The organism is Winogradskyella luteola (assembly GCF_019203985.1).
In the GTDB taxonomy this organism is placed as follows: domain Bacteria; phylum Bacteroidota; class Bacteroidia; order Flavobacteriales; family Flavobacteriaceae; genus Winogradskyella; species Winogradskyella luteola.
This window is the reverse complement of sequence record NZ_JAGSPD010000002.1, coordinates 83,518-104,563: the sequence shown is the minus strand read 5'-3', so window position 1 is coordinate 104,563 and position 21,046 is coordinate 83,518. Positions and strand designations below refer to the sequence as shown.

22 protein-coding genes are annotated in these 21,046 nt (G+C 34.5%); 15 read left to right on the top strand and 7 right to left on the bottom strand.

The genetic code is table 11. The features are described from left to right. Positions 1 to 27: 27 nt before the first annotated feature. From KCG49_RS02615 to KCG49_RS02605, 3 genes are all read left to right on the top strand, one after another. Positions 28 to 804, top strand: a complete 777-nt coding sequence (locus tag KCG49_RS02615; RefSeq protein WP_218544631.1) for a TIGR02757 family protein — start codon at positions 28 to 30, stop codon at positions 802 to 804. 93 nt (positions 805 to 897) lie between these two features. After that, positions 898 to 2,385: a S10 family peptidase gene (locus KCG49_RS02610; protein WP_218544630.1), complete on the top strand. Its 1,488-nt coding sequence runs from the start codon at positions 898 to 900 to the stop codon at positions 2,383 to 2,385. A 3-nt stretch (positions 2,386 to 2,388) separates the two neighbouring features. Continuing rightward, positions 2,389 to 2,631, top strand: a complete 243-nt coding sequence (locus tag KCG49_RS02605; RefSeq protein ID WP_218544629.1) for a hypothetical protein — start codon at positions 2,389 to 2,391, stop codon at positions 2,629 to 2,631. 69 nt (positions 2,632 to 2,700) lie between these two features. On the opposite strand, the gene KCG49_RS02600 is transcribed toward KCG49_RS02605, so the two are convergent. Then, complete coding sequence (locus KCG49_RS02600) at positions 2,701 to 4,593, bottom strand: M61 family metallopeptidase (protein WP_218544628.1); 1,893 nt, start codon at positions 4,591 to 4,593, stop codon at positions 2,701 to 2,703. Between the two features lie 84 nt (positions 4,594 to 4,677). Between KCG49_RS02600 and KCG49_RS02595 the strand changes: the two genes are divergently transcribed. From KCG49_RS02595 to KCG49_RS02575, 5 genes are all read left to right on the top strand, one after another. Further along, positions 4,678 to 5,685 carry a glycosyltransferase family 2 protein gene (locus KCG49_RS02595; RefSeq protein WP_218544627.1) on the top strand — a complete coding sequence of 336 codons (1,008 nt, stop codon included), beginning with the start codon at positions 4,678 to 4,680 and terminating at the stop codon, positions 5,683 to 5,685. Positions 5,686 to 5,806: 121 nt separating this feature from the next. Further along, on the top strand, positions 5,807 to 7,732 hold the full coding sequence (locus KCG49_RS02590; RefSeq protein WP_218544626.1) for a BatA domain-containing protein: 1,926 nt from the start codon (positions 5,807 to 5,809) through the stop codon (positions 7,730 to 7,732). After that, a complete protein-coding gene (locus tag KCG49_RS02585; protein ID WP_218544625.1) occupies positions 7,729 to 8,982 on the top strand; it encodes a dihydroorotase in 1,254 nt (417 codons plus the stop codon). Before KCG49_RS02590 ends, KCG49_RS02585 begins: the two co-directional genes overlap by 4 nt. Continuing rightward, the gene (locus KCG49_RS02580) at positions 8,982 to 9,314 is read left to right on the top strand and encodes a magnetosome magnetite crystal formation protein family (RefSeq protein WP_218544624.1); all 333 of its coding nucleotides are present in this window, start codon (positions 8,982 to 8,984) and stop codon (positions 9,312 to 9,314) included. The genes KCG49_RS02585 and KCG49_RS02580 overlap by 1 nt, the downstream gene beginning before the upstream one ends. 2 nt (positions 9,315 to 9,316) lie before the next feature. Further along, entirely contained in the window at positions 9,317 to 9,961 is a 645-nt protein-coding gene (locus KCG49_RS02575; RefSeq protein ID WP_218544623.1) for an alpha/beta hydrolase, read from the top strand. Here KCG49_RS02575 and KCG49_RS02570 read toward each other — a convergent pair. After that, positions 9,958 to 10,464 (bottom strand): hydrolase, encoded by a 507-nt coding sequence (locus KCG49_RS02570; RefSeq protein WP_256259837.1) that lies wholly within the window; start codon positions 10,462 to 10,464, stop codon positions 9,958 to 9,960. The two genes, KCG49_RS02575 and KCG49_RS02570, sit on opposite strands and share 4 nt — an antisense overlap. Positions 10,465 to 10,467: 3 nt before the next feature. After that, complete coding sequence (locus KCG49_RS02565; RefSeq protein ID WP_218544622.1) at positions 10,468 to 11,229, bottom strand: MBL fold metallo-hydrolase; 762 nt, start codon at positions 11,227 to 11,229, stop codon at positions 10,468 to 10,470. A 91-nt stretch (positions 11,230 to 11,320) separates the two neighbouring features. Between KCG49_RS02565 and KCG49_RS02560 the strand changes: the two genes are divergently transcribed. Continuing rightward, positions 11,321 to 12,772 (top strand): TonB-dependent receptor, encoded by a 1,452-nt coding sequence (locus KCG49_RS02560; RefSeq protein ID WP_218544621.1) that lies wholly within the window; start codon positions 11,321 to 11,323, stop codon positions 12,770 to 12,772. A 90-nt stretch (positions 12,773 to 12,862) separates the two neighbouring features. On the opposite strand, the gene bcp is transcribed toward KCG49_RS02560, so the two are convergent. After that, entirely contained in the window at positions 12,863 to 13,318 is a 456-nt protein-coding gene (gene bcp, locus KCG49_RS02555; RefSeq protein WP_218544620.1) for a thioredoxin-dependent thiol peroxidase, read from the bottom strand. Between the two features lie 36 nt (positions 13,319 to 13,354). On the opposite strand from bcp, the gene KCG49_RS02550 reads away from it, so the two are divergent. Then, positions 13,355 to 14,011, top strand: coding sequence for an endonuclease III domain-containing protein (locus tag KCG49_RS02550; RefSeq protein WP_218544619.1), 657 nt, complete (start codon positions 13,355 to 13,357; stop codon positions 14,009 to 14,011). 289 nt (positions 14,012 to 14,300) lie between these two features. Here KCG49_RS02550 and KCG49_RS02545 read toward each other — a convergent pair whose 3' ends face one another. Beyond that, positions 14,301 to 14,444: a hypothetical protein gene (locus KCG49_RS02545; protein ID WP_218544618.1), complete on the bottom strand. Its 144-nt coding sequence runs from the start codon at positions 14,442 to 14,444 to the stop codon at positions 14,301 to 14,303. A 123-nt stretch (positions 14,445 to 14,567) separates the two neighbouring features. Further along, positions 14,568 to 15,152 carry an RNA polymerase sigma factor gene (locus tag KCG49_RS02540; RefSeq protein WP_218544617.1) on the bottom strand — a complete coding sequence of 195 codons (585 nt, stop codon included), beginning with the start codon at positions 15,150 to 15,152 and terminating at the stop codon, positions 14,568 to 14,570. A gap of 230 nt (positions 15,153 to 15,382) precedes the next feature. Here KCG49_RS02540 and uvrA point away from each other — a divergent pair, with 230 nt between their 5' ends. Together uvrA and KCG49_RS02530 are read left to right on the top strand one after the other, a co-directional pair. Further along, positions 15,383 to 18,172, top strand: a complete 2,790-nt coding sequence (uvrA, locus tag KCG49_RS02535; RefSeq protein WP_218544616.1) for an excinuclease ABC subunit UvrA — start codon at positions 15,383 to 15,385, stop codon at positions 18,170 to 18,172. Next, the gene (locus KCG49_RS02530) at positions 18,173 to 18,307 is read left to right on the top strand and encodes a helix-turn-helix domain-containing protein (RefSeq protein ID WP_218544615.1); all 135 of its coding nucleotides are present in this window, start codon (positions 18,173 to 18,175) and stop codon (positions 18,305 to 18,307) included. Positions 18,308 to 18,577: 270 nt separating this feature from the next. Here KCG49_RS02530 and KCG49_RS02525 read toward each other — a convergent pair whose 3' ends face one another. Next, the gene (locus KCG49_RS02525; RefSeq protein WP_218544614.1) at positions 18,578 to 18,721 is read right to left on the bottom strand and encodes a hypothetical protein; all 144 of its coding nucleotides are present in this window, start codon (positions 18,719 to 18,721) and stop codon (positions 18,578 to 18,580) included. Between the two features lie 274 nt (positions 18,722 to 18,995). Here KCG49_RS02525 and KCG49_RS02520 point away from each other — a divergent pair, with 274 nt between their 5' ends. From KCG49_RS02520 to KCG49_RS02510, 3 genes are read left to right on the top strand one after another with little or no spacing between them, the layout of a single operon-like run. Beyond that, complete coding sequence (locus KCG49_RS02520; protein ID WP_218544613.1) at positions 18,996 to 19,886, top strand: DUF5694 domain-containing protein; 891 nt, start codon at positions 18,996 to 18,998, stop codon at positions 19,884 to 19,886. After that, entirely contained in the window at positions 19,886 to 20,230 is a 345-nt protein-coding gene (locus KCG49_RS02515; RefSeq protein ID WP_218544612.1) for a hypothetical protein, read from the top strand. The genes KCG49_RS02520 and KCG49_RS02515 overlap by 1 nt, the downstream gene beginning before the upstream one ends. Before the next feature lie 5 nt (positions 20,231 to 20,235). Beyond that, positions 20,236 to 20,991 (top strand): DUF5700 domain-containing putative Zn-dependent protease, encoded by a 756-nt coding sequence (locus KCG49_RS02510; RefSeq protein ID WP_218544611.1) that lies wholly within the window; start codon positions 20,236 to 20,238, stop codon positions 20,989 to 20,991. Positions 20,992 to 21,046 lie beyond the last annotated feature (55 nt).

The window sequence follows — 21,046 nt, the reverse complement described above, 5'->3', positions numbered from 1 at the left end:
GTTGGTTTATTTTGTGTAAATTACATTTTGCCTTTGAAACTTAAACATTCAGAACTCAAAATCTTCCTAGACGAAAAAGTCCATCTTTACAATAACCCAAAGTTTATTGAGAGTGACCCAATACAAGTTCCTCATCAATTCTCAAAAAAAGAGGATATTGAAATTGCAGGATTTTTAACAGCAACCATAGCTTGGGGAAATCGTAAAAGCATTATTAAAAATGCCCATAGAATGATGGAGTTATTGGACCACTCCCCTTTTGAGTTTGTTATGCAGCACAAAGATTCAGATTTAGAGACTTTACAAGCCTTTGTACACCGTACGTTTAATGGCAACGACTTTACACAATTTATAAAGAGCTTGCAACATGTATATAATATTCATGGTGGATTAGAAGCCGTTTTTGCAAAATACGTAGAACACAATTCATTACAAAAAAGCATCCATGAGTTTAAAAAAGTATTTTTTGAAGTTCCACATTTAGAACGTACAAAAAAGCATGTGAGTGACCCCTTAAAAAACTCAGCAGCCAAACGTATTAATATGTATTTGCGTTGGATGGTACGCCACGATAATGCTGGTGTTGACTTTGGTATTTGGAAAAGCCTCTCTCCCGCCCAACTCAGTTGTCCACTAGATGTACATTCTGGCAACGTAGCCCGTAAATTAGGACTCTTAAAACGTAAACAGAACGATGGTAAAGCCTTAGCAGAACTAGACAAAAACTTACGCCAACTAGATATAAACGATCCTGTAAAATATGATTTTGCTTTATTTGGGTTAGGCATTTTTGAAGGATTTTAGTTTTGGTTGCTTATCTTTAAAATCTTAAACTAAGTTACCAGTCATCGCACTTAGACTGCGCTTATTGCAGCACTATACTATAAAATTTAATTTATGAAACTTCAAATTACACTCTTATTCTTACTAACATTCATTTTTAGCTTTTCACAAGATTTAAAAATTCCTGTTGACACGGCTTATGTTACAACAGGTTCAGTGACCATAAAAGGAAAACAAATCAACTATAAAGCGGAAACTGGTTTTCAACCGGTTTGGGATGCAGAAGGAAAAATGATAGCCTCGTTGTATTACACGTATTATAAACGGACTAACGATACTAAGGGTAATCAACGCCCAATCATTTATTCGTTTAATGGCGGACCAGGTTCTGCTTCGGTCTGGATGCATATTGCTTATACAGGTCCAAAAGTTCTTAAAATCGATGAAGAAGGTTATCCTGTACAACCTTATGGCATAAAAGACAATCCGAATTCCATTTTAGACGTTGCAGATATTGTATTTATTAACCCTGTAAACACAGGCTATTCCCGAAAAATTGCCAACAAAGATGGTAAGATGCCAGATGATAAACTGTTTTTTGGCGTGAATGCAGATATAAAATATTTAGCTGGTTGGATGAACACTTTTACGACGCGCCACAACCGTTGGGAGTCACCAAAATATATCATTGGAGAGAGTTATGGTGGCACGCGAGTAATGGGATTGTCACTAGAGCTTCAGAACAGTCAATGGATGTATCTTAATGGGGTAATTTTGGTTTCGCCAGCAGACTACAAAGTATTGCGTGTTGGCGGCCCGCTATCATCGAGTTTAAACTTACCATATTATACCGCCGCTGCTTGGTATCACAAAGCTTTGCCACCAAAGCTTCAGAATAAGGATTTATTAGAAATTTTGCCAGAAGCAGAAGATTTTGCAATCAATAAACTCATGCCAGCAATTGCTAAAGGTGGTTTTATTTCTGATACTGAAAAACAATTCATAGCAGGGCAAATGAGCTACTATTCTGGGTTGTCCAAAAAGGTGATTCTTCAAATGAATTTAGATGTTCCGAATCGTTTCTTTTGGAAAGAATTATTAAGAAATAAGACAGGTGAAACTATTGGAAGATTAGACTCAAGATATATTGGCTTAGATAAAGTTGAAACGGGTTCAAGCCCAGATTACAGTGCAGAACTAACGTCTTGGCTACATAGTTTTACACCAGCTATTAATTATTACATTCAGAATGAATTAGGCTTTAAGACCGATGTAAAATACAATGTTTTTGGCAATGTGGGTAATTGGGATAGAACGAATGATAATACACGCAAAAACCTACGACAAGCTATGGCCCAGAATCCGTACTTGAAAGTCTTGACACAATCGGGTTATTACGATGGTGCTACAACCTACTTCTCTGCAAAATACTCACAATGGCAAATCGACCCCAGTGGAAAAATGAAAGACCGTTTTTCCTTTAAAGGTTATAGAAGTGGTCACATGATGTATTTACGAAATGAAGATTTAATCAAAGCTAATGATGATTTAAGGGAATTTATTGAAAACTCATTACCAAAAGGTAAGTCCGCTAAGTATTAGTCCATGGGAGAGATTATAGGTGGAATGATTGTTTTTACCATCTTAAACTTTATAGGTGGCTCCATTAGATGGTTTTTTGCGACTACATGGAAGTTAATTTTCAATACGCCAAAACATTCTTTCAGAGAATATATTTATAGTTCTGAAGAAGACATATTACGCCACGATGGAGCAAACGGTTGCTTAAATACTATAATCGGAATTGCATTTGTTGTTTTGGTAGTCATTATAATTTCTAGAATATAAAAAGGCTTTCTTTTTGAAAGCCTTTTTATATAAGAATGAGATCCTTCACTATGCTCTGAATGACATAGTTTATCCTTTTAGCCAAGCTGATCTTAAGGATTTTTGCGCTTCGGTTGCATTTTTATCCTCAATTAAGGTTTCACTTTTAGCCACAGCTTTAGTTAATTTACCTTTAAGTGCTATAGGTTGGCCATCACGTTCTAAGTCTACACTAAATACTTGACCTTCTTGCCATCCAAACATACCACCAATCAATTGCTGTGCATTCTGTAATGTTAAATCCTGTCCGTTGATTTTTTTGATAACGTCACCAGCCTGTACACCTTGAGAGGCCCAAAACGAATTCTTTAATGCCATTGGCGAAAAGAAAATCGTTCCTTTTTCTTGGTCTCCATCAAAAATAATGTTTTGTCCTCCTGCAAAAATATAATTTGTCGGGACTTCAGATTCGCCTAAAGTCAAGCCCACTTTGGCAAAAAAGTCATTATAATTAATTGGTACATCTCCTTCTACATGTGTTCTTAAGAACTCACCGACACTTGGATAGGTCATTTCTGTAATTTCAGTAATGATATTGTCATCCACAAATGGCTTTTCTTTCCCGTATTTTGCAGAAAGTTCTTTCATTAATGATAACATACTTCTGTTTCCGTTGCTCTCTTCACGCATTAAAATATCTATGCACATGCCAATTAAAGCCCCTTTCATGTATACATTGTAGTAGTTAGATGCGTAAGGCTCTTCTAATACATTTTCACTCATTATAGTAAAGCTCATAGCATCATCTAAATTTTTAGACGTTGCTATCTTGGACATAATTGTATTATAAAATGCATCTGGTTCTACAAGACCTTCATATACTTGGAAGTGCTGCGCAAAATATTCCGTTACGCCTTCGTACATCCATAAATGTTTAGAGAATGTTGGTTTGTTGTAATCAAAATAATGTACGTCTTCAGAATGTACCGATAATGGTGTTACAATATGAAAAAATTCATGTGCCACTACATCGATAATAGAGCTTGCCAAACCTTCTTTACTTGAGGATTCTGGTAAAACTACTACTGTAGATGTATGATGCTCTAAAGCTCCCATTCCTTTTGGTGCTGTTTCGCTGCCATCTGATAAATACAGGTAAATATCGTAACGTGCCGTACTATTAATATCTCCCAAATACGCTTTCTGAGCTTGCATCATTTTATAAACTGTCTCTTTCTGACTTGCTGCAGTATGAACTTTGTTTGGAGAATAAACACTCAATACAATCTTTATATCACCAACCATAAACTCTTCTACGTCTAACTTTCCATACATCATTGGATTATCAGTAATATCAAAATAACGTTGAGCAAAATAACTACTGGTTATAGATTTGCCATCTGCACTAGATTTCATGCCTTTGTCTTCTAAAGCAGAAGTTCTAACAAAAGTTGCAGGTGCAGTTACGTCTAATGCATATTGATTATTTTTTAAAGAATCGAAATACCCTATAAATCCATGAAGATTTAACACATAATTGTCTTCTTCGATATTTGTACCAGCTGGAGAAAATGGATTCTCACCTCCTATACCTCCTGTAGATTCAATATCAAACGTATCATTCACATAATACATTAACTTATCTAATTTGGTTGCATCAGAAATAGTCCAAGTATTGGTGTCTACTTTGGTTACTTTAAGCTCTTTACCATCATAATCAAGGGCTTTCATATCGTCAATATATTTTCCAAAATCACTTACCGAGTATGTGCCCTGTACTACTCTTGGCAATCTGTATGTTACGGTTTCTGTAGTAAAACGACCAGGGTTAATCGTAACAGGTACTTTATCATCCACCACGGATGTTAAATCCAACGCAGTTTCAATAGGATTATTTACTGCTAAATCATCAGCTTTTGGTTTAGCCGAACCACAGCTAACCAATATTAAACTTAGGCCAAGAATGGCTAGGGAATTCTTCATATTTAATATTTTAGTTTTTACTTTGACGCACAAATCTACAATCTGTTACTGCTTTAAATCTAAAGGTTTTGTTAAATTCGCACCATGTCACAAGCTCTTGTTAGCATATTGATTCCTTTTAAGAATACCGAAACCTTTATTTCTAAATGTATAACATCAATTATAGATCAAAGCTATACCAATTGGGAAGCTATTTTTATTGATGACAATTCAGAAGATCTGTCGTACAGTATTGTTGAAAACTTTTCTGGTAAAGACAACAGGATAAAACTTTTTAAAAATAAGGGAAGTGATATCATTCCGGCATTACAGACAGCATATTCTAAGTCTAAAGGCACTTATATTACGAGAATGGATAGCGATGATATTATGACTTCTAATCGTCTTGAAGTTATGATGGATAGCTTGTTAAAACATGGTAAAAACCATTTAGCAATTGGGCAGGTGAAATATTTTAGAGCCGATGGGGTTAGTGATGGTTACGCACGCTATGAAACTTGGATAAATAAGCTAACCAAAACAGGTAGCAATTACTCTGAAATCTACAAAGAATGTGTTATTCCTTCTCCGTGTTGGATGTTGCATCGTAATGATTTTGAAGCTTGTGAGGGTTTTAATCCCAATCGTTACCCTGAGGATTATGACCTCGCTTTCAGGTTTTATAAAGCTGGTTACACTTGTATTCCATGTGATAAAGTCCTACTTCATTGGCGTGATTATAGCACACGCACTTCTAGAACCCACGAGCATTACGCGATTAATTACTTTTTAGACATTAAGGTGCATTACTTTTTAGAGCTCGATCATGATAGCAATAGACCTTTAACTATTTGGGGCGCTGGCAATAAAGGCAAAACCGTTGCGAAATTATTAATTGAAAAAGGAATACCATTCCACTGGATTTGCGATAACAAAAAGAAAATTGGAAAATATATTTATGGAAAGAAACTTTTTAACTTTAATTATTTAGCAAAGCTTAATCGTCCGCAGAGTATTGTCACTGTTGCCAATGCGGATGCGCAAAAAGACATACGACTCTACTTTGAGCAACAGAAAATGCTATCAATGCAAGATTATTTCTTTTTCTGTTAAATTTCTCAAAAGCTAAATACCGTTATCGTTTTGTATTTTCTATATTTGGACTTTAAGACCTGTCAGGTTAGATACTGAATCAAGTACTGTATAAAACCTCTAGGGTTATCAAAAATAACGAATGCAGTTTAAACACCCAGAATTACTTTACGCCTTATTTTTACTGGTCATTCCTATTCTTATTCATTTGTTTCAATTACGTCGTTTTCAGAAAGTTGAGTTTACCAATGTAAAGTTTCTAAAAACAGTAAAACTGCAAACTCGCAAAAGCTCACAACTAAAAAAATGGTTAACACTTTTATCACGAATGTTACTTTTAGCATTTGCTATCATTGCTTTTGCCCAGCCCTATATTCCAAATACTGAAGATTTTAACGAAGCTCAAGAAACGGTTATTTATTTAGACAACTCTTATAGTATGCAGGCCAAAGGTAAGAATGGCACACTTTTGAACGAAGCAATACAAGATGTCATTAACACCTTGCCCGAGGATGAGCAGATAAGCCTCTTTACTAACAATCAAACTTTTAAAAACACAACGGTTAAAGCACTTAAAAATGATTTAATTCAGTTAGAGTATTCACCTACTCAGCTCAATTATGACGCTCTATATTTAAAGGGAAAACAATTATTCTCTAAAAACAATACAGCAACAAAGAATTTGGTTTTAGTTTCCGATTTTCAGCAAAAAAATAATTCAATCACCTTTGAAGCCGATAGTACGGTTCAGTTAAAACTGGTGCAGCCAAAATCGTCTTTAGCTGCCAATGTGAGCATTGATAGTGTTTATATTGAAAATGCTACTGCTGAGTCTCTAAATTTAAAGGTATTATTATCTAATCAAGGTGAAACATTAGAGAATGTGACCATCTCTTTATTTAACAATGATACTTTGCTGACTAAAAGTGCTGTGGATATTGAAGATGAAGCTGAAACAACATTTACAATTGCAAACAATACCGTTATAAATGGAAGAATCGTATTGGAAGATGCAGGTTTGCAATACGACAATACGTTTTATTTTAACATTAATTCAAAGCCAAAGACCAAGGTTTTAGTCATTAATGAAACTGCGGACGATTCGTTCTTAAAACGTATCTATACCAATGACGAATTTGATTATAAAAGTTTCAATTTAAACACATTGAATTTTAATTTAATTCCAGATCAAAACCTAATTGTTCTAAATGAGTTAGAGACGATTTCAAACGCATTAATAATCGCACTTCAAACATTTATTCTTGATGATGGTCATATTTTAATTATTCCATCAAATAACATATCATTAAATTCTTATAATCAATTACTTAATAAATCAAATATTTCTAATTTTAATACTGTTAACACTAGCCCAAAGAGGATCACATCCATTAATTATAATCACCCACTTTTGAAAAATGCATTTTATTCTAAAGTGACCAATTTTCAATATCCAAAAGTAGAAACATCTTATCGTTTCACTTCTAATAATAATGCTGTTTTATCTTATGAAGACGGTACACCTTTTCTCGTAGGAAACTCAAACGCTTTTGTGTTTGCCTCGGCTTTAAATCAACGGAATTCAAATTTCAAGAATTCTCCATTAATAGTGCCTATATTGTATAATATTGGAAAACAAAGTTTAAAATTATCACAGCTTTATTATACTATTGGACAGCCCAATACTATTGCTATCAATGCGCTTTTGGGGCAGGATGACATATTAACTTTGAGCTCTGATGAAATTTCGGTAATTCCGCTTCAAAAAACATATAGTAAATCTGTTGTACTGGAAACTGAAGATTATCCGAATACAGCAGGAATTTTAAGTGTTAAAGACAAGTCTGAAGTATTGCAAAACTTAAGCTTTAATTATAATCGCAGTGAAAGTAATTTAGATTACTACAATTTAAAAGACACAGTTAACAATACAGTGAGCGAAAGTCTAGTCACTACAATAAACGCTATAAAAAGTAACGCAACTATTAACGCGTTATGGAAATGGTTTGTTATTTTTGCGCTAGTATTTTTAATTATAGAAATACTTCTACTAAAATATCTTAAATGAACGCACTCATAAAATCTGCCACTATCGTTGATTCTAAAAGTGATTTTCACAACGAAACGGTTGATATTTTAATTGAAAAAGGTCGTATTGCTAAGATTTCTAAACGTATTTCCAATCCCAACAATTACAAAGAGATAACACTAGATAACCTCCATGTATCTCAGGGTTGGTTTGATAGTAGCGTGTCTTTTGGTGAACCTGGTTATGAAGAACGCGAAACTATTGCCAATGGTTTAAAAACTGCAGCACAATCTGGTTTTACAGCTGTAGCGCTAAATGCCAATTCTAATCCCGCAATTGATAGTTATGCAGATATAACGTTTGTAAAGTCTAAAGCTCAAGATAAGGCCACAAGCCTTTATCCTCTTGGCGCATTGACCAAAGCCAGTAACGGTAAGGATTTAGCAGAGCTTTACGATATGAAAAACGCTGGCGCAATAGCGTTTTACGATTACCAGAAACCGATTGGAAATCCAAATTTAATGAAGATTGCGCTACAATATGCCAGTAATTTTGGTGGTTTGGTGTGCTCATTTCCCCAAGAATCTAAAATCTCAGGTCATGGTGTTGCCAATGAGCATATTAATAGTACACAATTAGGCTTAAAGGGAAATCCGGCTTTAGCTGAAGAGCTTCAAATTGCCAGAGATCTATTTTTGTTAGAATACACCGAAGGTAAACTTCATATTCCAACAATATCAACAGCTAAGTCTGTAGAATTAATAAGAGCAGCAAAAGCCAAGAAGTTAGATGTTACATGTAGTGTTGCTATTCACAACCTAATGATAACAGATGATGCTCTCGACGGTTTTGATACCAGATATAAAGTATTACCTCCTTTACGAACACAAAAGGATTGTGACGCCTTAATCGAAGGATTAAAAGATGGTACTATAGACATGGTCACCACAGACCATAACCCAATAGACATAGAGGACAAAAAAATAGAGTTCGATTACGCTAAATATGGCACCATAGGCTTAGAATCTGCTTTTGGAGCGCTTCAAACCATATTTACCACCAAGAAAACTGTAAGTGTTCTAAACCAAGGAAAGTCAAGGTTTGGTATCGCGGAAGCATCAATAAATGTTGGTGAAGTTGCTGATTTAAGCTTGTTTGATCCAAATGGGGAATACCAATTCAGTAAAGCAGATATAACGTCGCGATCTAAAAACAGTGCCTTCTTGGGCATGAAATTAAAAGGCAGAACTTATGGGGTTATTGCCAATAATAAAATTGTTTTAAAATAATGAATCAAAATACAATCGACGAAGGCAAAACTTTAGCTGTTGTTGCTTATTTAACGCTATTCGGCACTTTAATTGCTTTTTTTATGAATCAGGATAAAAAGAACCCTTTTACGTCTTTTCATACAAGACAAGCCCTTGGCCTGGGCCTGTTATATATAATGATAGCCTTTGTTGTGAGTAGTTTTAACAGTATCAATATAAGTATGGCTTTTTGGTTGTTTTTCTCGATATTATATCTCTATGGTATTTTTGGTGCCGTTACTGGTAAAGTGAACAAAATCCCATTGCTAGGGGATGTTTTTCAGAATATATTTAAAAATATTGGACAGTAAGCATGGTAGATTTGCATTATATTAAAAGACCTTCGTCACTAAAAGAAAATGCTCCATTACTCATAATGTGTCATGGCTACGGCAGTGATGAAAATGATTTATTCGCTTTTGCTTCAGAATTGCCCGAAGAACTATTCATCATCTCCTTAAGAGCACCATATCCTATGCAACCCTTTGGAAATGCATGGTACTCCATAAATTTTGATGCTGTGCAAGGCAAATGGAGTGATAATGAACAAGCCAAAAAATCTGTAGGTCTAATCTCAAAATTTATTGATTATGCTTGTAAAGCTTATCCTCTAAATTCTGAGAATGTTACACTTCTAGGCTTTAGTCAAGGCACTATTTTAAGTTATGCCGTAGCACTTACCTACCCTCAAAAGGTAAAAAATGTTGTAGCTTTAAGCGGCTATATTAATGAAGATATCTTACCCGATACGATTAAAGACAAAGATGTTTCTCATTTAAACTTTTTTTGCTCCCATGGATCTGTTGACCAAGTTATACCTGTAGATTGGGCCAGAAAAACTCCCGGATTTTTAGAGGCTTTGAAGGTTAATTACATATACAAGGAATATCCAGTGGGTCATGGCGTAGCTCCACAGAACTTTTATGATTTTAAGGCTTGGTTAAACCAATACATCTAATCGAATTTTGGATACATAAAGTATTCCACCAGTTTATACTTTAAGTTATTTTCCTCATCAATTTCGTAAGTCACAAAAATTTCTCCCCAATGCTGGCCGTCAGTAAAGTTGGCAACAATCCATCTATGATTTAAAATTCGTATTTTATTGATTAACAACTTAGAATCAGTCATCGATACAAAAGGTACAATTGGATGCTCTTCACCTTCGTAATTATTCATGTTATAAAGCCCTTCGGTAATTGCTGCAATGAGCTTATCTGCATTATAACCTTGTGTAATGAAATAGTCTAAGGCATTATCATTACGATCTATATTAAAGTAGTTGAGTTCAAAATTCTGCTCTTCTAGAGTGGCTATAGTTTTTTCTTGTTCGGCCATAGTGGTTTTATAGCTAGCAATATCTTTTTCGTATTTATCAATGATACTCTTCGAATTGACATATTGAAAAATAATCAGTAATGCCGAAAAAATAAACAAATACATAAAAACTCTACTCTTCATATCTTAAATGGTAATTTGTAAGTTATCGTATGCCAAAAAAACGTTGTCTGGCAGTTTTTGTTGTACATCATCATGAAACCCCATATGATGACTAATATGTGTTAAATAAGCACGCTTTGGCTTTACTTTGTTAATGAATGCCAAAGCCTCTTCTAAATTAAAATGCGACATGTGTGGTTCTTCTCTAAGCGCATTAACCACAAGGACTTCGAGATTACCCAGTTTTTCAACTTCTTCATCTGGTACAGTTTTCATATCTGTTAAATATGCAAAATCTTTAAATCGAAATCCAAATACCTGAAGTTTGTGATGCAGGCCATCGACAGGTATTACTTCAATGTTACCAGCTTTAAAAGGTTTGTTCTTAATTAGATGCTTAGTAACACTTGGTACACCAGGGTATTTTGGTTGGGTTGTAAAAATATAATCGAATCGTTTTTCCAAGGCTTTAAAAACACGTTTGTGCGCATATAAATCTATATCTCCTTGCCTAAAAAAAAATGGACGAATATCGTCCAAACCCATGGTATGATCCGCATGTTCATGGGTAAAAATAACACCATCGATTTTGTTAACTTTGGCATTGAGCATTTGTTGCCTAAAATCTGGCCCACAATCCACAACATAGGTAAAGTTATCCCATTCTACAAGAACAGATACACGTAAGCGTTTATCTTTTGGATTGTCACTTAAACATACAGGATGTGTGCTTCCAATTATTGGAATTCCCTGTGAAGTTCCTGTCCCTAAAAATGTAATTTTCAAAGGCCTCTTAGTTTGAAACAAAAATAAGTTTATTTTTTTGTTTGCAATAGTAAATTGATACCTTTGCTAAAATGATGCAATCCCAATATCTATGGAAGAAATAACGTATACTGGCGACTCGGAATTTGAAAATATTCCTTCCCTTAAAGACAAAGCCCTACGTATTAATCTCAATAAAGACATTTATGGTACATTTTCAGAAATAGGTGCTGGCCAAGAAACGGTCCGTCATTTTTTTCGAGCTGGTGGTGCTTCAGGTACTATAGCAAAAGCCATGTCGGCTTATGATAAACATTTTAGTGATGCCATTTATGGTATTGAAGACGATAAACGTTATGTTACCGAAGCAAGGTTACGTAAAATGTTATCTCATGAGGTAAATCTCATGGAGCAACGTATTCCAAGAGACGATAATCCAAATAAGATATTCTTTTCTTATGCCAATACTGTTGCTACTATAGATTTTGCAAAGAAGTATAAAGGACATGGTTGGGTAGGCATTAAATATCAAGTGGCTCCAGACCAAGACTATAATGATATTATTCTTCATATTCGGTTTAAAGAAAATGATGCGCGTTTACAGCAAGAAACTCTTGGGAAATTAGGCACAAACCTGATCTACGGTGCTTTTTACAAGTACAATCAACCACGCAAGTTACTTCGCTATTTATATGACCATCTGGATAAAGATCAATTAGAAATCGATACCATAAACTTTTCGGGCCCTGTCTATAAAGATGTCGATAATCGTTTAATGAGTCTACAACTTGTTAAAAATGGTATGACAGATGCTGTAATGTTTGCTCCAGACGGCAATAATGTACTTCCGGCACGTGTACTTTACAAAAAAAATATCCTTGCCTTAAGAGGTAGTTTTAGGCCTGTTACCAAAGTAAATATGGATATGTATGAGAAATCATACGAAATGTTTATCAAAGAGAATAAGGTAGATAAGGACAAAACGCAAGTCATTTTTGAAATCACTTTATCAAATTTAAGAGCAGAAGGAGAAATAGACGAACAAGATTTTATGGATCGTGCGAAACTACTGTGCTCTTTAGGACAAACGGTTTTGATATCCAATTTTCAGGAATACTACAAGTTAGTTGAATATTTCTCCCAGTATACCAGAAGCAGAATGGGATTAGCTATGGGAGTGAATAATTTGGTCGATATTTTTGACGAAAAGTACTATCGTCATTTAAGTGGTGGAATTTTAGAAGCATTCGGTAAATTGTTCTATAAAGATTTGCGCGTATATCTTTACCCTATGCAAAATGAAGATGGCAGCTTAACTACAAGCGAAAATCTAAAAGTTCATCCACGTATGAAAGAACTCTACAAATTCTTTAAGTACAATGGAAAAGTAGTTGATATTACCGATTTTGATACCTCTAACCTCACTGTTTTCTCAAGAACTGTCTTAAAGATGATAGCAGAAGGAAAAGAAGGTTGGGAAGAAATGTTACCTGAAGGTGTGGCCAAGCTTATAAAGGAGAAGAGTTTGTTTGGTTGCGAGTCTGAAGAGGTGATGCATAAGTAAAACACTGTTTAATAAAAGAAAAAACGACCTATTTTGACTACCATGAGTAAGTGAAATAGGTCGTTTTATTTTCCGTTAATGCAAAAGCCCTTATTCTGTTAGTATCTGAGCTGCGTGCTCCTTTGTCTTCACTTTAGTGATAACGTCCTCTAAAACACCATGTTCGTCAATAACAAAAGTAGTTCTGTGAATACCATCGTACTCTCTACCCATAAATTTCTTTGGCCCCCAAACACCAAAGGCTTCTATTACAGCTTTGTCTTCGTCTGCCAATAATGGGTATTGAAAACCGTATTTGTTTTTAAAATTCGATTGACGTTTTGCACTATCTGCACTCACACCCAAGATCTCATAACCCAGCGCTTTAAACCTATCGTAATTATCGTTTAAGTTACAAGCTTCAGCTGTACAGCCAGGCGTACTTGCCTTTGGGTAAAAGAAAACAACTAGCTTTTTTCCTTTATAATCAGATAACGAAACTGTATTTCCCTGTTCGTCTTTTGCTGAAAAATCTGGTGCTTTATCACCTGCTTTTAAATGCGTCATATTGCTTAAATTTGTGTTTCTGTAAAAATACGATGAATGACTAAGCAAGAAAAGGTACAATTTGTTATAAATACGTTAAATCAACTGTATCCTGAAATTCCGATACCATTAGACCATAAAGATCCTTATACACTATTGATTGCGGTTTTAATGTCTGCCCAAAGCACGGATGTACGCGTTAACCAAATTACACCACTGTTATTTGAACGTGCTGACAATCCCTATGATATGATTAAGTTGAGTATTGAGGAAATTAGGGAAATAATAAAACCCGTTGGTTTGTCACCCATGAAAAGTAAAGGCATCCATGGTTTATCACATATTTTAATTGATAAGCATAATGGTAAAGTGCCGCAGACGTATGAAGAATTAGAAGCCTTACCTGCCGTTGGCCATAAGACTGCTGCCGTTGTTTTATCCCAAGCATTTGGAATACCTGCCTTTCCTGTAGATACCCATATTCACCGCTTAATGTACCGTTGGAATTTAACTAACGGAAAAAATGTGGTACAAACCGAAAAAGATGCAAAACGTCTATTTCCAAAAGAACTCTGGAACGATTTGCATCTTCAAATCATTTGGTATGGTCGTGAATATTCACCTGCACGTGGTTGGGATTTAGAAAAGGACATTATTACCAAAACGATTGGGAGGAAGTCGGTTTTGGATAACTATTACAAAAAGAAGAAATAACCTATACTGTCGTTTTGAGCAAAATCGAGATACATTGAATTTTCAACTAATTCAATGATCCTTTGTTTGAAGAAGGGCTTCATACTACACGAAAAGGACATTGGTATCTTATCGTAACAGTTTATGATGAAAGTTTAAAAAACTACTTATTAGATAAGCATCCCATGGAATCTAAAATATTTCGATATCTTAAGGACTTAAAGCAAAAATATTTAACAACCAAAAATTACAAAGTGCAGTTATTTACAAAAAAATCCTAATGCTTTCACATTAGGATTTTTTCTTCAACTTAATTTAGAAGTGCTTCAAACTTCAATTTATTATAATCTATAACACTTAAAGCCTTTGAGTAATTCAAAAGGAAACTTATAGTTTCATCTTTTGGTTTTAGGTTGTCATTTTTTCGGGAAATGTTAGAGTAAATTTTTTCCATATTAATAATTTAGGATTTATTATATGGTTAAAACGCAATTGAACTTTGTTTATTGTGTCTAACAAATAAAATTCAAATTAAAAATTAAAAACTCTAAGACTTTAAATCCGAAAAAGGTTTAGCCTAATTCGTTAAAACGATATTGTTTTGTTCTATAACCTTACGCATATTAATAAGTGCATAACGCATTCTGCCTAGTGCCGTATTGATACTAACACCTGTACGCTCAGATATTTCCTTAAAACTCATATCTTGGTACATGCGCATTATTAAAACTTGTTTTTGATCTTCAGGCAATTCCTCAATAACACGTCTTACATCCAATTCTACCTGATCTTTAATCATACTCTTTTCTGCATTAAGGCTAGAATCACTTAATACTGAAAAAATGCTAAATTCCCCAGTATTATCAAACTTAGGCATACGGCTATTCTTTCTAAAGTGGTCAATAACTAAATTGTGTGCAATTCGCATTACCCAAGGTAAAAATTTACCCTCTTCGTTGTATTTGCCACGCTTTAAGGTTCTAATGACTTTAATAAAGGTATCCTGAAAAACATCTTCAGTAATGTCTCTATCGTAAACCTTAGAATATATAAAACTATAGATTTTTTGTTTATGCCTTCCTATCAAAACCGATAGTGCACTCTCGTCTCCTTTAATGTAGTTGCTTACCAACTCTGCGTCTTGGATAAGTTCTCTTTTCATAATATTACTCTTAGTAGTAAGAAGTAAACTTCTTAGCAAGGGGTTAATTTTTTAAAGTAATATTATTTATACGCAGTTGTTTTTTAAATGATTATGTGGTAAATATAACAACAATCATTCCGAAAAAACAAAAAAAACTACCAAATTTTAACATTTAGCTTGCCATTATTGCATTTTAACAGCTGAATTAGATAACGTATCTTTGCAAAATTCTATCACCTAGATATCCTATGAACACTACTATTTTAGACGTTAATCCCAAAGAAAACATCATTATTAAAGGTGCCAAGCTTCACAATCTAAAAAATATTGATGTCGTTATCCCTAGAAACAAATTAGTTGTTATAACAGGATTATCGGGTTCCGGGAAGTCGAGTTTAGCTTTCGATACCTTATACGCTGAGGGTCAAAGGCGTTATGTAGAAAGCCTATCGAGCTATGCACGTCAGTTTTTAGGCCGTTTAAACAAACCCAAAGTAGATTATATAAAAGGTATTGCACCCGCTATTGCAATTGAGCAAAAGGTGAACTCTACCAATCCGCGTTCTACGGTTGGCACAACTACAGAAATTTATGATTACTTAAAATTATTATTTGCTCGAATAGGAAAAACCTACTCTCCGATTTCTGGTGAAGAAGTTAAAAAGCATAGGGTAACAGATGTTATCGATTATATCTCAAAGTTTGATGAAGGCGCAAAACTTCTACTCCTCTCACCTATTATCCTAGAAGAAGGCAGAACTGTAGAGAATAAACTACAAACGCTTCAGCAGCAAGGCTATGCAAGGATTAAATATAAGGATGGTGTTTTGAGAATTGATGATGCCTTAAAGCAAAATATTAAATCAGATAAAAATTTATTTCTAGTTGTTGATAGAATTGTCTACAAAGATGATGAAGACTTTCTAAATCGTTTGGCAGATGCAATTGAAACTGCTTTTTTTGAAGGTGTCGGGACTTGTATTATCGAATCACTTTCAGATAATAAACAAACAACATTCAATAATAAATTTGAATTGGATGGCATAACGTTTCTAGAGCCTAACGCACATCTATTTAGCTTTAATAATCCTTACGGAGCTTGTCCTAAGTGTGAAGGCTATGGTGATGTAATTGGTATAGATGAAGATTTGGTTATACCTAATAGTGCACTATCGGTCTACGAAAATGCTATTTTTCCATGGAGAGGAGAAAGCATGAGTTGGTATAGGGATCAACTGGTTAATAACTCACACAAATTCGATTTCCCCATACACAAACCCTATTTTGAACTAAGTGAAAAGCATAAAGCTTTGATATGGTCTGGAAATAAATATTTTGAGGGACTGGACAGTTTCTTTGCCGAACTGGAATCTAAGGCCTATAAAATTCAGAATCGTGTGATGTTGTCGCGCTATCGCGGAAAAACAAAATGTAATGTTTGTAAAGGAAAGCGTTTACGGGAAGAAGCCAGTTATGTAAAGATAAATGATGCTACCATCACCGATTTGGTTGATTTACCATTAAATGAATTAGCGGAATTTTTCAAAAATTTAAAGCTAAACAAATACGACATTAAAATAGCCAAACGCCTTCTAACAGAAATTAATACAAGACTAGAATTCCTTTCTAATGTAGGTTTAAATTATCTAACACTAAACCGAAAATCCAATACATTGTCTGGAGGTGAAAGTCAACGTATCAATTTAGCGACTTCGCTTGGCAGTAGCCTAGTAGGTTCTATGTACATATTAGATGAACCCAGTATTGGCCTGCACCCAAAAGATACGGAGCGCTTAATCGAAGTGCTTAAATCTTTACGGGATTTAGGTAACACCGTCATCGTTGTGGAGCATGATGAAGACATTATGAAAGCCGCAGACCAAATTATTGATATTGGCCCAGAAGCTGGTACTTTTGGTGGTGAAGTTGTGGCATCTGGCGATTTTAAGGATATTTTAGTTTCCGATACCTTAACAGCCAAATATCTAAATGGTCAATTAGAAATTAAAGTGCCAGAGAAACGTAGAACATCAAAATATCATATCGATATTGTTGGAGCTCGAGAGAACAACCTTAAAAATATTGATGTAACGTTTCCATTGCAAATGCTCACTGTTGTTACTGGAGTTTCTGGAAGCGGAAAAAGTACATTGGTAAAAAAGATACTCTTTCCTGCCATTCAAAAAAAGCTAACCGGATTTAGTGACAAAGCGGGTCAGTTTACCTATTTAACTGGCAACCACAGTAACATTCAACATGTAGAATTTGTAGACCAGAATCCAATAGGTCGCTCGTCGCGTTCTAATCCTGTTACTTATATTAAGGCCTATGATGATATTCGCTCACTTTTTGCATCCCAAAAGCTGAGTAAAATTAGAAATTATGCAGCTAAGCATTTTAGCTTCAATGTAGATGGAGGGCGTTGCGAAACCTGTAAAGGTGAAGGCGAAGTGACTATAGAGATGCAATTTATGGCAGATGTGCATCTCACCTGTGATACTTGTGGAGGCAAACGTTTTAAAAAAGAAGTTTTAGAGGTTCATTTTGAAAACAAATCCATCGATGACATTCTTAACATGACCATTGATGATGCTATAGATTTCTTTGACACGTATAAACAAACAAAAATCAAGAACAAGTTACAGCCCTTACAAGATGTTGGTTTGGGTTATGTTACTTTGGGACAGTCCTCCTCTACCCTTTCTGGTGGTGAGGCACAGCGTATTAAATTAGCAACATTTTTAGGTAAAGGCAGTAAGAGTGACAATGCACTGTTTATTTTTGATGAACCTACAACAGGATTACATTTTCACGATATTCAAAAGTTATTAAAATCCTTTCAGGCATTGATTGCAAAAGGACATTCTATTATCGTTATTGAACATAATATCGAATTAATTAAATGCGCCGATTATATTATTGATTTAGGACCGGAAGGCGGAAAACGAGGTGGGCACTTGGTAGCCTCAGGCACTCCTGAAGAAATAGCCTCGAATAAGAAATCAGTTACAGGTGTGTATCTTCAGGAAAAATTGTAGATGATAGTTAGCCTCACTGCAATAAGAACTTTTGCTAAACAGATTGATGTACACGCTCCTGTAATTGGATGTTATGAACGTGATAAAGTAAAACCATTTATTGAGACTGCGTTTAAAATTGCTAAAGCTCTCTAAGTGTCTTTAGATTATTTAACTGACTTTTCAGCTTTGGAACTAGATAAAAATATAAACCTGCTATGTTGCATAGGACATGAATTTGAAGGACTTCTTTGTAGATTTTAAAATTAGCGGTTGATTGAGATGTAATCAAACTGTAATTAAAATGTAGTTAAATGGTATAGGCCCAAATCCAAATATAATTTTGAACATTGAGATCGTGCGACAATGCTTTTTCTGCACGCTTAACTTGGTAGCTCACTTAGCCACTCATTTTTTGTGTTTCATTCAAATAAAATCTAAATCTTCATCATCGATTAGATTGTCATCATTTACTGCCTCCTTGATAAGCTGATCAATGATTTGTTTTCGTTCTTGGTCGAGTTCTTCCTTGCTCACAAGTTTTGCGTAATTGTAATAGATTCCGCTCATATTATAAATATAGCATATTCTTTTACGTTTTTATCCCCAAAAGTAGATCTTTGGATGTGCTTCGACATACTTTTTACTTTTTTATACAGTTGGATTGGATGAAGCTTTTACATTTCATATTTATAAGAATAGCCAAGCACCGGTTTACTACATTACCCTATACACAGAACTTCTGTAGCGATATAAAGTGTAACATTTTAATTAAATACCTATCTATGAATTAGTAAATCTTGTATAAATGATCAGAAAAATTATCCTGCCGAAACCTTTTAAAATGTTTAAGCCCATTTCATTTCTGGGTCACACGATGGCCGCTTTATTGATATTGACTTCGTGTAACCAAAATAAAACGGATACAGAGGTTAGTCAAGAAATCGCAAATGATTCAGTTCCAGACTTCTTAAGGAAAAAACAAAAAAAACCACAGATACTTTTAATGGGGATGTTTCACTTCAGGGATGCTGGTAGGGACGGTTACAAACCTAAGTTTCATTTAGATGTAATGTCCGATTCCCGACAAAAAGAAATAGAAGAGATAACAAATGCCCTAAAAGAATTCAATCCAACTAAGATCGTTATTGAGGTTAAGGCAAACAAGCATAGAAGGATAGATTCGCTTTATAATTTATACCTCCAGGATAAGTTTGAATTGAGGACTAATGAAATTTTTCAATTGGGTTTCCGTCTCGGAAAAATCTTGAAACACGAAAAGCTAATTGCAGGTGATGCTGAATCAATGGGCGTGGATGGGCTGAAGGATAGAGAAGATATAGCGAATGAGGAAAATTTAAGTCATTTATTATCAAGTGATTATGGTAAGCTGTTTAAGAAAAAATACGAATATATAGATTCCTTAAAGACAACCATACCTCTAAAAGATTTCTTAATCTACATTAATGAAGACGATCATCAAATTGAAAACCATGGACATTATATCTTAAGCCCAATAGGAATAAACAATAGTGAAGATTATCCAAAAGCTGACGCATTGGCGGCTGGGTGGTATAGTAGAAATTTGAGAATATTTTCGAACATTCGAAAGACGATTGAAAATAAAAATGACAGGGTTTTAGTGATTTTTGGCAACGGACATATGCCCATAATAAAACACGCTGTAAAAGCATCACCAGAAATGCGATTAATTAACCTTAAAGACGTACTATAATGAACATAAAAAATATTTTATCAACTTCAGCCCATACTCTATTAATTTTTCTGGTGTTTTGTTCATGTAATGAAAAAGTAAAGACCAAAGTTGTAGAGCCAAAAATTGAATTTGACTATGACTTTTCTGGGGTAGATCAGTTCTTGGCCATTACAGACTCTTTAGAAGATAATGTTAATGTTTCAGAAGCTGCTTGGGATAATCTCTTTGAAACCAAAGGGTATAAAGCATTAAAAAACAATGAATATATTAAATCCATAATAACTCTTGTTTTCAATCCAGAAAGACAGGGTCGATTGGATACATTACTTATACTGCTGGATATTGGCTTAAAAGAGATTTAAATCATTTGGTTTCAGTAAGGGAACGTAAACCAAGACTTAAGCGATATGTGGAGTCTTTAGATATAGACGATTACATTGTAGAAGGTAGGCAAAAAGCGCTAAAGTATTTGCCCAAATATATTGATACAGTATATACAACTCCACCACTTCAGTTTTTAGTTTTTTCACCTGATGCAAGGGTTATGGGCGGTAACATCATATTTGATATGAAATTCATAATGGATATGAATCCTGAAGAATTGTCAAACCTAATTGGACATGAATTTCACCATTATTATTTGGGTTTCATTGAGGATAGAATTGAAGGCCCAGATAGAGAGAGCAAATTGTATAATTTGTATCGACCAATAAAACAATTGCAAGTTGAAGGAGTGGCCGACCTAATTGACAAAAGAGCCACTGTTGAAGATAGTGTCAACATTAAATGGGTGGACGCCTACTATACTTCAAATAAAAAGCTGAAGTTTATGAATGATAAACTAGAATACCTATCTGTGAGTAATGACAGTATTGTTAGTTATGGAAGTCAAATATTCAAAAATTTTCCAGTTAATTGTCACCCAAACGGTTTTTATATGGCAGAGTTAATCGAAAATGAATTTGGAAAAGAAAAGATTATTGAGACCCTAACCAATCCTTTTAGTTTTTTCTATATTTATAACGATGCAGCTCTTAATAATGATGATTACTTCTCGTTTTCAAATAAAGCGATTGAGTATTTAGAAAATTTGGAACAGCAAATTGTAAATCCTAAAAATTAAACACATTTGCCAAAAAATCAAATACCGTTACCGTTGCCCACAAAGAACTGAGTTA